Here is a 14,148-nt window from a genome sequence, read left to right as displayed (position 1 = left end):
CGGCACGGCCCCGTGGCCGGTCAGGCGTGCCGGGGCGCCCGGCTGTGCCAGTCGGGGTGCCCCGGCATCGCCGGCGTCTTCTCCCCGTACAGCCACGCCCGGAAGAACCCGGACAGATCACGGCCCGCGATCCGCGAGGCCAGCGCGGAGAAGTCGGCCGTCGACGCCGTCGAGTCGCGGTGGTCGCGCACCCAGCGCCGCTCAAGCCGGTCGAACGCCTTCGGCCCGATCTCCTGCCGCAGCGCGTACAGGACCAGCGCGCTGCCGTCGTAGACGATCGGCCGGAAGATGCCGATCTTCTGGCCCGGCGCGGCCGCCCTCGGCGCCGCCGGCGGACCGCCCGCCGCCCGCCAGCCGTCCGACAGCGCATAGGCGTTCTTCATCCGCTGTTCCATGGGGTGCTTGCCGAACTCCTCGGCGTACCGAGCCTCGTACCAGGTGGCGTGCCCCTCGTTCAGCCACAGGTCCGACCACGAGCGGGGCGTGACACTGTCCCCGAACCAGTGGTGGGCCAGCTCGTGCACCATCACCGAGTCGACGTACCAGGCGGGGAACTCGGGCCGCACGAACAGCGACCGCTCGAACAGCGACAGGGTCTGCGTCTCCAGCTCGAACCCGGTCTCGGCGCCCGCGATGAGCACCCCGTACGTCTCGAACGGATACGGCCCGACCTGCCGCTCCATCCAGGCGATGTGCCCCGGCGTCTTCTCCAGCCACGGCTCCAGACGGTCCCGGTCGGCGGCCGGGACCACATCGCGGACCGGCAGCCCGTGCGGCCCCTCGCGGTGCAGCACCGCCGAGCGCCCGATCGACACCTGCGCCAGCTCCGTCGCCATCGGGTGGCTGCTGCGGTACGTCGACACGACCCGCCCGCCGCGGCGCTCCCGGGCGGCCGGCACCCCGTTGGCGACGACCGTCACGTCCGCGGGCGCCGACACATGGAAGGTGAAGTACGCCTTGTCGGAGGGATGGTCGTTGCAGGGGAACACCCGGTGGGCGGCATCGGCCTGGTTGGCCATCACCAGGCCGTCGGTGGTGCGCACCCAGCCGCCGTCCGTGGCCGCCTTCGGGTCGCTGGTGTGCCGCACCGTGATCCGCAGCCGCTCGCCGGCGCGGACGGGCTCCTGCGGGGTGATCACGAGGTCCTCGTCGGCGCTCGCGAACTCCGCGGCCCGCCCGTTGACCTCGACACCGTGCACCGTGCCCCGCGCGAAGTCGAGGTTGATCCGCTCCAGACCGTCGGTCGCGACGGCGTCGATGGTGGTGACCGCCTCCAGGGGCGTGCTGTTGTTCCCCGGATAGGACAGCCCGATGTCGTACGCGAGGACGTCGTACCCGGGGTTGCCCAGATGCGGGAACAGCGGGTCCCCGATGCCCAGCGGCACCGGGGCGGGCAGCGCCGCGGCGACGACGGACGCCGCGGCGGCGGCAAGCAGCACGGCACGCAGACGGCGGGAACGGGGGCGGCGGGGGGTGAGCGGCATGGACTACCGCTACCAGCGGCAGGAGCCCCCGCCGGGCCGACTCGCATGAGGGCCACCCGAACGGGGGGTTCCGGGGGGGGCGGCGAGGGGGCGCCGACGGGGGCGGGCGACGGGCGCTGACGGATGGCGACGGATGCTGACGGATGCTGACGGATGGTGAATGTCAGATGACGAAAGCTGTCATCGCGCACCCGTCCGGCAATGATCGTCAGCCCGCCGCCGCCGGATGCTGCGCCCGGCTCACGTCGTACACCCCGGCCACGTCCCGCATGGCCCGCATGAGCGCGGGAAGGCCTGCCGCGTCGGGGAGTTGGAGGGTGTAGGTGTGGCGGACGCGTTGTTCGCTGGGGGGTTCGATGGTGGCCGAGACGACGGCCACGTCGGCGGCGGCGATGGCCTCCGTGAGGTCGGCGAGCAGCCGCGGGCGGCCGAAGGCCTCGGCGACCAGGGTGACCCGGCACGCGGCGGCCTCGCCCCAGCGCACCTCCACGGGCGCCCGCCCCACCGCCTTCATCCGCGCGACGGCCGGACACTCCTGGCGGTGGACGGTCACGGCGGCGCCGCGGACCGAGAACCCGGTGACGGTGTCCGGCGGCACGGGGGTGCAGCAGCCGGCGAGGCGGACCGTCACATCGGGCAGGTCGGTCACCGCGTTCCCGGCCGAGCGCCGGTCGGCGGGGACGTTGACCTGGGGCCGCGGGGCCGCGGCCGGGATCTTGACGCCTTCCGGGTTGACCGCGAGCCAGCCGCTGATCGCGATCCGCGCGGCCGGGGTCCTCGCGTGGTCGAGCCACTCGGCGGAAGGTCCGGACGTGGGGTCCTGGGCGAGCAGGAGCTGCACCGTGTCGCCGTCGTGCAGGACCGTACTGAGCGTCGCCAGGCGGCCGTTGACGCGGGCGCCGATACAGCCGTGGGCGACCGCCCCGTACTGTGCGTACGCCGCGTCCACACAGCTCGCGCCGGCCGGCAGGACGAGGGTGTGGCCGTCGGCGCAGAACACCGTGATCTCGCTGTCGCCGGCGAGTTCCTCGCGCAGCGAGGACCAGAAGGTGTCGGGGTCGGGGGCGTTCTGCTGCCAGTCCAGGAGGCGGGAGAGCCAGCCCGGCCTGGTCGGGTCCTGCCGCTCGTCGCCGTTGGGCTGCGTGCCGTCGCCGGGGCCGCCCGCGTACGGGTTGCCGAGCGCGATGACGCCGGCCTCGGCGACCATGTGCATCTGGTGGGTGCGGATGAGGACTTCGGCGACTTCGCCGCCGGGCCCGACGACCGCGGTGTGCAGCGACTGGTACAGGTTGAACTTGGGCGCGGCGATGAAGTCCTTGAACTCGGAGACGACCGGCGTGAAGCAGGTGTGGAGTTCGCCGAGGACCGCGTAGCAGTCGGCGTCCTCGCCGACCAGGACGAGCAGCCGGCCGAAGTCGCTGCCGCGCAGTTCGCCGCGCTTGAGCTGTACCCGGTGCACGGAGACGAAGTGCCGTGGCCGGATGAGGACTTCGGCGTTGATCCCGGCCTCGCGCAGTACCGCGCGCACCCCGTCGGCGATGCCGGTGAGGGGGTCGAGGGCGCCGGAGTTGGCCGCGATCAGGAGTCGGGTGCGTTCGTACTCCTCGGGGTGCAGGATCGCGAAGACCAGGTCCTCCAGCTCGGACTTGAGGGCCTGCACCCCCAGGCGTTCGGCGAGCGGGATCAGGACGTCCCGGGTCACCTTGGCGATCCGGGCCTGTTTCTCGGGCCGCATCACGCCGAGGGTGCGCATGTTGTGCAGCCGGTCGGCGAGTTTGATGGACATGACGCGTACGTCGTCGCCGGTGGCGACCAGCATCTTGCGGAAGGTCTCGGGTTCGGCGGCGGCCCCGTAGTCGACCTTCTCCAGTTTGGTGACGCCGTCCACCAGATAGGCGACTTCCGCACCGAACTCGGACCGTACCTGATCGAGCGTCACCTCGGTGTCCTCGACGGTGTCGTGGAGCAGTGAGGCGGTCAACGTCGTTGTCTCCGCGCCGAGTTCGGCGAGGATCAGGGTCACGGCGAGGGGGTGGGTGATGTAGGGCTCGCCGCTCTTGCGGAACTGGCCGCGGTGGGACGTTTCCGCGAGGACGTACGCCCGGTGCAGTACGGCGAGGTCGGCGTCGGGGTGGTGGGCCCGGTGGGCGTCGGCCACGTGCCCGATGGCGTCGGGCAGCCGGTCGCGGGGGACGGGGCCGAGCAGGGCGGCTCGGCCGAGGCGGCGGAGGTCGATCCGGGGGCGGCCGCGGCGGCGGCTGGGAGCACCAGGATGTGGAGCCTCTGCACTCATGGGGGGCACCTCCGGCGGCATCGACCGGTGGTGAGGGACCGGCGTGCCCCTTCGGACCGGTGCTTGATGCTACCGACCCCACCACGTGGCGCAGTCCCGCTCTCGCCGAGCGTGAACCGGATCACCCATTCGAGCGAAGGTTTCGGCCATCGCCGTTTCGCATCCGACCGGTCCGGTCACGGGCGGGGCGCCTGCCCCGCCCGGCCGGTCAGCGGGCCAGGAGCGAGGGGTCGATGACGCCCTCGGCGACGATCGCCGCGCCGCCCGTCATCTCGATCTCGCCGTCCGGGTGCTCGGTGATGACCAGCGTTCCGCCCGGAAGGTCGACGGTGTACGTCACCGGGGTGCCGGTGCGCGCCGGGTCCGTACCGTCCCTGCGGGCGGTGGCGACGGCGACCGCGCAGGCGCCGGTGCCGCACGACAGGGTCTCGCCCGCGCCGCGCTCGTGGACCCGCATCGCCACGTGGCGCGGGCCGCGGTCCACGACGAACTCGACGTTCACCCCGTCCGGGTAGACCCCCGCGGGGCTGAACGGGGGCGCCGAGCGCAGGTCACCGGCGTGGTCCAGCGCGTCCACGAACGCCACCGCGTGCGGGTTGCCCATGTTCACGTTGCGGGCGGGCCAGCTGCGGCCGTCCACGGTGACCGTGACACCGGCCTCGGGGAGCAGGGCGCGGCCCATGGAGACGGTGACGTCGCCCCCCTTGGCGACGTGTGCCTTCTTGACGCCGCCGCGCGTGGCGATCGCGAGGTCGCCCGCTTCGACGAGACCGGCGCGCACCAGGTACCAGGCGAAGACGCGGACGCCGTTGCCGCACATTTCGGCGATCGAGCCGTCGCCGTTGCGGTAGTCCATGAACCATTCGGCCTCGTCGGCCATGACCTTCGCCTCGGGGTGGGCGGCGCTGCGCACCACGTGGAGCAGCCCGTCGCCGCCGATTCCGGCCCGGCGGTCGCAGAGCCGGGCGACCGCGTCGGCGGGCAGGTCGAGCGCGTTGTCCGCGTCGGGGACGATCACGAAGTCGTTCTGGGTGCCGTGGCCCTTGAGGAAGGCGATGGGTGAGGTGTTCACGCGTCAATCGTACGGGGGCGCGCCGACAGCCGGCCGGTGCGGCCGCCGGCACCCGGTGCCGGGTCCAGCGCCGGTGCCGGGTTCAGCGCAGCCGTGCCACGCGCCAGACGGCGAGCGTGACGAGGATCGCGGCGAGGCCCACGTACAGGGCGAGGACCCGCCAGTTGGGGCGCTCGCGCGAGCCCCGGCCGGGCAGTCCCGGCCAGGTGTGGCCGACGCGGCGGGCGGCCATCATGCCCCAGCCGGCGGCGCAGCAGCTGATGAGCAGTCCGAGCATGGCCACGACCGGTCCGCCGTCGCCGAACTCGAAGGCGAGGGGGAAGGCGAACATGAGCGAGCCGAGGGCGGCGAGCATGACGATGGGGGCGAGCTGCCAGATTCTCAGGCGGCGCTGGGGGCGCAGTTCGACCTCGACCTCGCCGCCGTCGGGGACCGCTCCGACGGAGCCATCCTCCGGGCCGTCCGGGCTCAGGCCCGAGGCGCCGAGTACCGCGGAGCCCAGGGTCGGCGACGCACTGCCCGGACCCCGCCCGCCTTCGGCGGTGTCCGCGGCGGATTCCGCTCGCGCGGGGTGCGGCAGCGGCGCATCGGGGCCCGTCGAGCCGGGGCGCGCGGTGTCCTGCCGCGATCCCTGCTCTCTGTCGCGAGGGCCGGCCTCCATCGCCACGCGCCCTCCCAACTCGGACTCCACTGGTCGATCGACGTTTGATGATGGCACGGGCAGCGGCGCCGCGATGACCGGCGGGGCGTCCCGATGCCATCACGTGATCAGGCTGTGACCGCTCGTTCGACCAACGCCAGCGCCCGGCCCGGGAGTTCCGCCCGGTCCGCCATCGCTCCGCTGAGCCAGTTGACGCGCGGATCGCGCCGGAACCAGGAGTCCTGACGGCGTGCGAAGCGCTTGGTGGCGCGGACCGTTTCGGCGCGCGCCGCCTCCTCGGTGCACTCGCCGGCGAACGCGTCGAGCACCTGCTGGTAGCCGAGCGCGCGCGACGCGGTGCGCCCCGCGCGCAGCCCGCGCTCCTCCAGGGCGCGCACCTCGTCGACGAGTCCCGCCTCCCACATCCGGTCGACGCGCAGGGCGATGCGTTCGTCGAGCTCCGGGCGGCCGACGTCCACGCCGATCTGCACGGTGTCGTACACGGATTCATGGGTGGGCAGGTTGGCGGTGAAGGGGCGGCCGGTGATCTCGATCACTTCGAGTGCGCGGACGATCCTGCGGCCGTTGCCGGGCAGGATCGCGCGGGCCGCCTCCGGGTCGGCGGCCGCGAGGCGGGCGTGCAGGGCGCCGGGGCCCTGCTCGTCCAATTCGCCCTCCAGGCGGGCACGTACTGCGGGGTCGGTGCCGGGGAATTCGAGCACGTCGATCGCGCCGCGTACGTAGAGCCCGGATCCGCCGACGAGGACGGGGGTGCGGCCCGCGGCGAGCAGCCGGTCGATCTCGGCGCGGGCGAGCTTTTGGTAGGTGGCCACATTGGCCGGTTCGGTGACGTCCCAGATGTCGAGGAGGTGGTGCGGGACGCCGCCGCGCTCGTCGAGCGTCAGCTTGGCCGTACCGATGTCCATCCCCCGGTAGAGCTGCATGGAGTCGGCGTTGACGACCTCGCCGCCCAGTTGCTGGGCGAGGTGGACGCCCAGATCGGACTTTCCGGCCGCTGTCGGGCCGACTACGGCGATGACCCGCGGTGCGGGAGCTGCGCTTCTCACCGACACAGTCTCGCAAACCTCACGGCCTCTCCCCGAACGAGCTACGTGACGGCACACGGCCGGGTTCGTTGCCTGTTGCGAGGTTCCGAACGCCGGTTTGCCGACCGGTGCCGCCGGGCGACGCAATGAGGCGCTCCGGTCGGCGCGGGATTTCGCCCACACGAGTACGTTTTGGAGTAGATATGGGCGTTTTTTCAAGGTTTCGCCGTAAGGCCGCCGAGGCTTCGACCGAGGAGGCCGCGGGGTCGACGCTGACGGCCGAGCCGGAGGCCGGGGCGGGCTCCGACACCGCCGGCGAAGCGGCGGCGGCCGAGGCCCGTGAGCTGTCCGAGGGTGCCGAGGAGCCGGGCGCGGCGGAGCCCGCCGAGGCCGCCGCCGAGGGCGTCGAGATCCCCAAGCAGCAGTCGGCGGAGGCGGCGGCGGACAACGAGGCCGGCGAGGGCGTCCGCAAGTAGTCGCCCCGCGTTCCGTTCCGCACACAGTCGCCCCGCGTCCTTCACGCACGCGCGCCGGAGGGCCGTGGAGCTGCCCGCTCCACGGCCCTCCGGCGTGTCCACGGCGGGAACCGGGAAGCGCCTGAGGGCGGGCGGGGGTGTCAGGACCAGACGCCCACGAAGTAGCCCACTCCGTAGGGCGCGTCCTCGTGGAGGAGCCGCCCGGCGAGGCCGGCATCGCGGCCCGCGCCGGCGAGTACCTGCCAGGGCGCGCGTCCCGCCGCCTTCAGCTCGCGCGCGAGGCCTTCGTCAAGGCCCATCAGGGTGGCGGTGTCGGCGGCGCCGAGCGCGGTCGCCGCGATCTCGTCGAACCCGGCGGCCCGCTCGTCGAGATAGCCGGGCGCCTTGAGCGTGCGGCAGGCACTGCCGTCGCCCATGACGAGCAGCGCGACCCGGTCGGCCCGGGCCGCGAGTTCCTCCCCGGCCCCGATACAGGCCTTGGTTTCGAGGTCCTCGGCGACGGCGAGGGCCTCGACCGGCGCGTCCGCCCATCCCGCGCGCTCCAGGAGCCAGGCACCCACCGCGAGCGACACCGGCAGCCGCGAGGCACCGGCCGGGCCGCCGCGGCCCAGGCTCACGGAGACGTCCACGCCGTACCCGGCGAACGAACCCGGCGCCCCCTGCCGGAACGTGCCCCCCTGCTCGGCCGGTCCGACCACGACCAGGAGGTCGGGCCGGGAAGCGGCAAGGAGGCCCACGGCGTCCGCGCAGGCGTCGCGGGCCGCGTCGAGTTCCGGGGCGGCACCGGCGGCCACTTCGGGCACCAGGAGGGGCGGACAGGGGCAGACAGCGGCGGCTACGAGCATGATCCGCAGCCTAGCCCCGCTCCGGCGCCCGGGCCCGGCCACCGTCCCGCACCTCCGGCCGGAGGACCGGTCCGGAGACGGATCCGGGCCGAGCGAGGAGAATCCGGCCGCGGCAACGCGGCCGGGCGAGAGGAAGCCGCCGGCGGCAATGCGGCCGGACGAGAGGAATCCGGCCGCGGCAATGCGGCTACAGGACCGAGCAGCCGCCGCCCGTGGGCTCCGGCAGCGGGGCCGGCGCGCCGATGGACGGCAGACCGAGCATCACACCGGCCGGCTTCCCCGCAGGCTCGGCGTTGCGCTTCTCCCAGGCGTCCCCCGCACGGGTGCGGCGCACGCCGGTCGTCGGGCCCTCGGCGAGCAGGTGGTGCGGGGCCGCGTAGGTGATCTCGACGGTCACCACATCGCCCGGACGCACCTCCTGGTCCGGCTTCGTGAAGTGGACCAGACGGTTGTCGGGGGCGCGTCCCGACAACCGCTGCGTCGACCCGTCCTTACGGCCCTCGCCCTCGGCGACCATGACCTCAAGCACCCGGCCGACCTGCTTCTTGTTCTCCTCCCAGGAGATCTCCTCCTGAAGGGCCGACAGGCGCATGTAGCGGTCCTGCACGACCTCCTTGGGGATCTGCCCGTCCATCGTCGCCGCCGGCGTACCGGGGCGCTTGGAGTACTGGAAGGTGAACGCGTTCGCGAAGCGGGCCTCGCGGACCGTGTGCATGGTCTGCTCGAAGTCCTCCTCGGTCTCGCCGGGGAAGCCCACGATGATGTCCGTGGAGATCGCGGCGTGCGGAATCGCGGCCCGCACCTTCTCGATGATCCCGAGGAAACGCTCCTGCCGGTACGAGCGGCGCATCGCCTTGAGCACCGTGTCCGAGCCCGATTGCAGCGGCATGTGCAGCTGCGGCATCACGTTCGGCGTCTCGGCCATCGCCGCGATCACGTCGTCCGTGAAGTCCCGCGGATGCGGCGAGGTGAAGCGGACCCGCTCCAGACCCTCGATGGTCCCGCAGGCGCGCAGCAGCTTGCTGAACGCCTCACGGTCACCGATGTCCGAGCCGTACGCGTTCACGTTCTGCCCCAGCAGCGTGATCTCGGAGACGCCCTCGGCGACCAGCGCCTCGATCTCGGCCAGGATGTCGCCGGGCCGGCGGTCCTTCTCCTTGCCGCGCAGCGCCGGAACGATGCAGAACGTGCACGTGTTGTTGCAGCCCACCGAGATGGACACCCAGGCCGCGTACGCGGACTCGCGCCGGGTCGGCAGCGTGGAGGGGAACGCCTCCAGGGACTCGGCGATCTCGACCTGCGCCTCCTCCTGGATGCGGGCCCGCTCCAGGAGCACCGGCAGCTTGCCGATGTTGTGGGTGCCGAAGACGACGTCGACCCACGGGGCCCGCCGCACGATCGTGTCCCGGTCCTTCTGCGCCAGGCAGCCGCCCACGGCGATCTGCATGCCGGGGCGCTTCGTCTTCATCGGGGCGAGCCGGCCGAGGTTGCCGTACAGCTTGTTGTCCGCGTTCTCCCGCACCGCGCACGTGTTGAAGACGACGACATCGGCGTCGCCGTCGGCGCCCTCGGGCGCACGGACATAGCCGGCCCCTTCGAGGAGGCCGGACAGCCGCTCGGAGTCGTGGACGTTCATCTGGCACCCATAGGTGCGCACCTCGTACGTTTTGAAACCGTCCACCGCTCCGCCTGCCACGTCGATACCGCTCACCCGTCCAGGGTAAGCGCTCCGATCAAGCGCAGACGCGGCGGCCGCGTACGGGAGCCGCGGTGGACACCGGCCGCGGGCCCAGCCGTGTCCACGGCCCGCCACCCCTGGTCCTGGCGGGCGGGGAACTGGCAGGATCCAGCCATGCTCCCCGCCCTGCCCCGGCTCCACCGCCGCCGCGTCCTGACCGCGGCCGCGGCCTTCGCGGCCGTCCTCGGGCTGCTCCTGTGGTGGCTGCTGCCGCTCGGCGGACGCTCCCCCGCCGGCAGGATCGACTTCAGCACGGGGGTACGCACCGGGGTCTACCAGCGCTACGGCGAACTGCTGCAACAAGCGCTGGCCTCCGACCTCCCCAAGGTCCAGGTCAGCCTCCGCACCAGCCAGGGCTCCCAGGAGAACCTGGCGCGCCTGGCCAACGGCACCTCCGACTTCACCATCGCCACCGCCGACTCCGTCGACAAGTTCCGCAAGGACAACAGGCCCGGCGCCGATCTGCTGCGCGGCTGCGCCCGGCTGTACGACGACTACGTGCAGCTGGTGGTGCCCCAGGACTCCCCGGTGCGATCGGTGGCCGACCTGCGCGGCAAGCGGGTCGCCGTCGGTCAGGCGGGCTCCGGCGTCAGGCTGCTCGCCGACCGGCTGCTGCCGGCCGCCGGACTGGACCCGCAGCACGACATCACCCCCGTCCCCGCCGGCATCGACACCATGCCCGACCTGCTGCGGCAGCACCGGATCGACGCGTTCTTCTGGTCCGGGGGCCTGCCGACCACGGCCGTCCTCCGACTCTCCGAGGCGTACCCGATCCGGCTCGTGCCGCTCGCCGAGCTGGTGTCGGCCCTGCACAAGGCGGACGGCAGCACCGGCTACTACCGGGCGGCGACCATGCCCGCCGACGCGTACCCCAAGGCCCAGCGGGGCGTTCCCGTGCCGACGATCGCCGTGGCGAACCTCCTGGTCACCACGGATCGCACGAACGCGGCACTCACCGAGGGGTTCACCCGTACCGTGATAAACAGCCGCGACCGGATCGGACGGGAAGTGCACGCGGCCCAGTTGGTGGACCTGCGCACGGCGATCTACACGGCGCCGCTGCCGTTGCACGACGGGGCGCGGGACTACTACCGGTCGGTGAAACCGTGAGGGTGGCCGAGATGGCGGCCGTTATGGCGACCGTGATGGCGGCCGTGGGTCGGGGTCCGGCTGACGACCGGGTAGGGACCGACGACATCTGACATCTGTCAGTCACTCACCCTGCGGCCCCCTCTTCGGCGCTCCTCACCCCTCCGGCTGCGTACGCGGCACCGTGACCGTCACCCGCAGTCCGTTCGGCTCGTGGTGGGCGTAGGCGATCGTTCCGCCGCCGGCCGCGAGCAGGGTGCGGGCGATGGAGAGGCCGAGGCCGGAGCCCTTGACGTTCTGGTGGCGGCCCGCGCGCCAGAAGCGGTCGCCGACGCGGCCCAGTTCCTCGTCGGTGAGACCGGGCCCGCGGTCGGTCACCGTCACGCTGACCCGAGGGCCCCACACGCCGACGGCCACCGTGACGTCCTCGCCCTCGGGCGTGAACTTCAGCGCGTTGTCGATCACCGCGTCGAGCGCGCTGGACAGCGCCACCGGGTCCGCCCAGCCGGTCGCGGCGGCCGCGCCGTCCGCGAGCAGCCGTACGCCCCTGTCCTCGGCGAGCGGCCGCCAGGCGGCGACCCGCTCCCCCGCCAGCGCCCCGATGTCGATGAGCTGGAGGTCGGCTGCCGCGTGCTCCGCGAGGGCGAGCCCCAGCAGGTCGTCGAGTACCTGCGCCAGGCGCTTGCCCTCGGTGCGTACCGAGGCGATCTCCTCGTTGCCCTCGGGGAGTTCGAGGGCGAGCAGCTCGATGCGGAGCAGCAGCGCGGACAGCGGGTTGCGCAGTTGGTGGGAGGCGTCGGCGACGAACGCGCGCTGCTGCTCCAGGACTTCCTCGACGTTGTCGGCCATCTCGTTGAACGAGTGAGCCAGCCGGCGGAGTTCGGGGGGCCCGCCGGCGGCGGCGACGCGGGAGTTCATGCGTCCGGTGGCGATGTCGTGGGTGACGGCGTCCAGGACACGTACGGGCCTGAGCACCCAGCCGGTGAGGCGGACCGCCGCGCCGAACGCGAGCAGCATCGCCGCCAGTTCGCCCGCCCCGATGAGCAGCCAGCCGCGCAGGGTGTTGGAGCGCATGCTTCCGGTGGGCGAGTCGGTGACCACGACCGCGATGACGTCGCCCTCCCGCACCACCGGCGAGGCCACGACGAGGCGGCCGCTCTGCCAGGGCCAGACCTGGGCCGGGTCGTGGCTGCGGCGGCCGGCGAGCGCCTCGTGGAAGGCGAGATATCCCTGGCCCTTCGCCGGTACCTGCCAGCCCGCGGGGGCACTGGCCATGGCGCTGCCGTTGCGGAAGAAGACGCCGGCCTTGATCCCGTACAGGGTCGAGTAGCGCGACAGTTCCTCCTCCAGCGTGGTGAGCCGTTCCGCGCTGTTGGTGTCGTTGCCGTCGGGGGCGGTGACGAACTGGGCCAGGGCGGCGAAGCGCGCGGTGTCGTCGATGCGGTCGATGACCACCGCCTGCTGCTGTGCGTGGGCCACGCTCAGGGCGAGCGGGAAGCCGAAGGCGACCAGGACGAGGGCGAGCAGGAAGATGAGGAGCGGGAGAAGTCGCGTGCGCACCGGGCTTCTCGGGGCTCAGAGGGCGGCCGGCGCGACGAGCCGGTAGCCGACGCCGCGCACGGTCTCGATCAGTGCGGGCATGTGCAGTTTGGAGCGCAGGGACGCGACGTGCACTTCGAGGGTGCGGCCGGTCCCTTCCCAACTGGTGCGCCACACCTCGCTGATGATCTGTTCCCGGCGGAAGACGACGCCGGGGCGCTGGGCGAGGAGTGCGAGCAGGTCGAACTCCTTGCGGGTCAGCTGGACGCCCTCGCCGTCGACGCTGACGCGGCGGGTGGGCAGTTCGATCTGGACGCGGCCGAAGCGCAGGGCGGTGTCGGCGACCTCGGGCCGCGCGCCGGGCGGGGGGCGGCGGATGACGGCGTGGATGCGGGCGATGAGTTCGCCGGTGTCATAGGGCTTGACCACGTAGTCGTCGGCGCCGAGGTTCAGCCCGTGGATGCGGGAGCGGACGTCGGCGCGCGCGGTCACCATGATCACCGGGATGGACGTGCGCTTGCGGATCTTGCCGCAGACCTCGTAGCCGTCCTGGTCGGGCAGTCCGAGGTCGAGCAGGACCACGCCGAAGGGGGGTTTGGCGCAGTGCTCGTCAGGAAGGAGCGCCTGGAGCGCCTCTTCGCCGTTGCGGGCGTGCTTCACCTCGAAGCCGTGCTTGGCGAGGACGGCGGACAGGGCGGCGGCGACGTGGTCGTCGTCCTCGACGAGCAGCAGTCTCATGGCCCCCCTCCCTGGCTGCGCCGCGACCCGTCGGGACCCGCGCACGAAGTGTTCATCGGCCGCATCGCGGCACGTACCCCCGAATACACGCCCATGGTCGCCACATCGGTCAAGGGGGCGCCCGCCCCTTCGCACCATCCGTTACGCAGCCGGTATTCGCCGGGCGGTGCGCTCACCCAGAGTGCCGCCGCGCGACCAGATCGTTATCCTCAAGTTCCGCTCAGATGTAATGACGCTGGTCACAACTCACCACTACGGTCCTCCCCAACCGAGTGGGACGGAGCAAGAAGCCGATGAGCGGAGTATCAGTGGCCAAGGGGACCGAGGACGCGGCACCCGCGTCGGGCGACCTGGTCGTGCTGAACAACGTCAACAAGCACTTCGGCGCGCTGCACGTGCTCCAGGACATCGACCTGACCATCGCCCGGGGCGAGGTCGTCGTCGTCATCGGGCCGTCCGGGTCCGGGAAGTCCACGCTGTGCCGCACCATCAACCGCCTGGAGACGATCGACTCCGGGGCGATCTCGATCGACGGCAGGCCGCTGCCCCAGGAGGGCCGGGAACTGGCGCGGCTGCGGGCCGATGTCGGCATGGTCTTCCAGTCGTTCAACCTGTTCGCGCACAAGACGGTCCTTGAGAACGTCATGCTGGGCCAGGTGAAGGTGCGCAAGGCCGACAAGCAGAGCGCCGAGCAGAAGGCGCGGACGCTGCTCGACCGGGTCGGCGTCGGGACGCAGGCCGACAAGTACCCGGCACAGCTTTCGGGCGGCCAGCAGCAACGCGTGGCGATCGCAAGGGCGTTGGCGATGGACCCGAAGGTGATGCTCTTCGACGAGCCCACCTCGGCGCTGGACCCGGAGATGATCAACGAGGTCCTTGAGGTCATGCAGCAGTTGGCGCGGGACGGGATGACGATGGTCGTGGTCACGCACGAGATGGGCTTCGCCCGCTCCGCGGCCAACCGGGTCGTCTTCATGGCCGACGGCAAGATCGTCGAGGAGGCCACGCCCGACCAGTTCTTCAGCAACCCGCGCAGCGACCGGGCGAAGGACTTCCTCTCGAAGATCCTGCACCACTGACGCCTGACGCCTGACGCCTGACGCCTGACGCCGGGTGTCTGACACCTGACGAGTACTGACTTCTGATTTCCGATTTCTGACCACCGGCTACCGACCACCGGCCCTGGCC

12 protein-coding genes are annotated in these 14,148 nt (G+C 72.3%); 3 read left to right on the top strand and 9 right to left on the bottom strand.

Annotation, left to right across the window (positions count from 1 at the left end; genetic code table 11):
- Positions 1 to 20: 20 nt before the first annotated feature.
- From CG740_RS16275 to miaA, 5 genes are all read right to left on the bottom strand, one after another.
- A complete protein-coding gene (locus tag CG740_RS16275; protein ID WP_100575862.1) occupies positions 21 to 1,484 on the bottom strand; it encodes a M1 family metallopeptidase in 1,464 nt (487 codons plus the stop codon).
- A 208-nt stretch (positions 1,485 to 1,692) separates the two neighbouring features.
- Entirely contained in the window at positions 1,693 to 3,777 is a 2,085-nt protein-coding gene (locus CG740_RS16270; RefSeq protein ID WP_100575861.1) for a RelA/SpoT family protein, read from the bottom strand.
- A 208-nt stretch (positions 3,778 to 3,985) separates the two neighbouring features.
- Positions 3,986 to 4,849, bottom strand: a complete 864-nt coding sequence (dapF, locus tag CG740_RS16265; RefSeq protein WP_100575860.1) for a diaminopimelate epimerase — start codon at positions 4,847 to 4,849, stop codon at positions 3,986 to 3,988.
- 82 nt (positions 4,850 to 4,931) lie between these two features.
- Positions 4,932 to 5,516, bottom strand: a complete 585-nt coding sequence (locus CG740_RS16260; RefSeq protein ID WP_324901116.1) for a hypothetical protein — start codon at positions 5,514 to 5,516, stop codon at positions 4,932 to 4,934.
- 101 nt (positions 5,517 to 5,617) lie between these two features.
- Positions 5,618 to 6,556, bottom strand: a complete 939-nt coding sequence (gene miaA / locus CG740_RS16255; RefSeq protein ID WP_100576069.1) for a tRNA (adenosine(37)-N6)-dimethylallyltransferase MiaA — start codon at positions 6,554 to 6,556, stop codon at positions 5,618 to 5,620.
- 182 nt (positions 6,557 to 6,738) lie between these two features.
- Here miaA and CG740_RS16250 point away from each other — a divergent pair, with 182 nt between their 5' ends.
- The gene (locus CG740_RS16250; RefSeq protein WP_100575858.1) at positions 6,739 to 7,011 is read left to right on the top strand and encodes a hypothetical protein; all 273 of its coding nucleotides are present in this window, start codon (positions 6,739 to 6,741) and stop codon (positions 7,009 to 7,011) included.
- A 140-nt stretch (positions 7,012 to 7,151) separates the two neighbouring features.
- On the opposite strand, the gene CG740_RS16245 is transcribed toward CG740_RS16250, so the two are convergent.
- Positions 7,152 to 7,856, bottom strand: coding sequence for a class III extradiol dioxygenase subunit B-like domain-containing protein (locus tag CG740_RS16245; RefSeq protein ID WP_100575857.1), 705 nt, complete (start codon positions 7,854 to 7,856; stop codon positions 7,152 to 7,154).
- A gap of 187 nt (positions 7,857 to 8,043) precedes the next feature.
- On the bottom strand, positions 8,044 to 9,537 hold the full coding sequence (gene miaB, locus CG740_RS16235) for a tRNA (N6-isopentenyl adenosine(37)-C2)-methylthiotransferase MiaB (RefSeq protein WP_100575856.1): 1,494 nt from the start codon (positions 9,535 to 9,537) through the stop codon (positions 8,044 to 8,046).
- Positions 9,538 to 9,708: 171 nt separating this feature from the next.
- On the opposite strand from miaB, the gene CG740_RS16230 reads away from it, so the two are divergent.
- On the top strand, positions 9,709 to 10,704 hold the full coding sequence (locus tag CG740_RS16230) for a TAXI family TRAP transporter solute-binding subunit (RefSeq protein ID WP_100575855.1): 996 nt from the start codon (positions 9,709 to 9,711) through the stop codon (positions 10,702 to 10,704).
- A 135-nt stretch (positions 10,705 to 10,839) separates the two neighbouring features.
- Here the strand turns inward: CG740_RS16230 and CG740_RS16225 are convergent, their stop codons facing one another.
- Both CG740_RS16225 and CG740_RS16220 read right to left on the bottom strand, forming a co-directional pair.
- Entirely contained in the window at positions 10,840 to 12,243 is a 1,404-nt protein-coding gene (locus CG740_RS16225; protein WP_100575854.1) for a sensor histidine kinase, read from the bottom strand.
- A 15-nt stretch (positions 12,244 to 12,258) separates the two neighbouring features.
- A complete protein-coding gene (locus CG740_RS16220) occupies positions 12,259 to 12,960 on the bottom strand; it encodes a response regulator transcription factor (RefSeq protein WP_100575853.1) in 702 nt (233 codons plus the stop codon).
- A 293-nt stretch (positions 12,961 to 13,253) separates the two neighbouring features.
- On the opposite strand from CG740_RS16220, the gene CG740_RS16215 reads away from it, so the two are divergent.
- On the top strand, positions 13,254 to 14,039 hold the full coding sequence (locus CG740_RS16215) for an amino acid ABC transporter ATP-binding protein (RefSeq protein ID WP_100575852.1): 786 nt from the start codon (positions 13,254 to 13,256) through the stop codon (positions 14,037 to 14,039).
- The last annotated feature ends 109 nt before the right edge of the window (positions 14,040 to 14,148 follow it).

The organism is Streptomyces sp. CB01201, from assembly GCF_002803085.1.
Classification (GTDB): Bacteria; Actinomycetota; Actinomycetes; order Streptomycetales; family Streptomycetaceae; genus Streptomyces; species Streptomyces hundungensis.
The sequence above is the reverse complement of the archived record's forward strand: the minus strand, read 5'-3'. Positions and strand labels throughout refer to the sequence as shown.

Excerpts from the sequence above, each read along its gene's own strand:
- CG740_RS16220 (WP_100575853.1), bottom strand. The coding sequence starts at position 12,960 with ATGAGACTGCTGCTCGTCGAGGACGACGACCACGTCGCCGCCGCCCTG.
- CG740_RS16245 (WP_100575857.1), bottom strand. The coding sequence starts at position 7,856 with ATGCTCGTAGCCGCCGCTGTCTGCCCCTGTCCGCCCCTCCTGGTGCCC.
- CG740_RS16230 (WP_100575855.1), top strand. The coding sequence starts at position 9,709 with ATGCTCCCCGCCCTGCCCCGGCTCCACCGCCGCCGCGTCCTGACCGCG.
- CG740_RS16215 (WP_100575852.1), top strand. The coding sequence starts at position 13,254 with ATGAGCGGAGTATCAGTGGCCAAGGGGACCGAGGACGCGGCACCCGCG.
- CG740_RS16275 (WP_100575862.1), bottom strand. The coding sequence starts at position 1,484 with ATGCCGCTCACCCCCCGCCGCCCCCGTTCCCGCCGTCTGCGTGCCGTG.
- CG740_RS16270 (WP_100575861.1), bottom strand. The coding sequence starts at position 3,777 with ATGAGTGCAGAGGCTCCACATCCTGGTGCTCCCAGCCGCCGCCGCGGC.
- CG740_RS16250 (WP_100575858.1), top strand. The coding sequence starts at position 6,739 with ATGGGCGTTTTTTCAAGGTTTCGCCGTAAGGCCGCCGAGGCTTCGACC.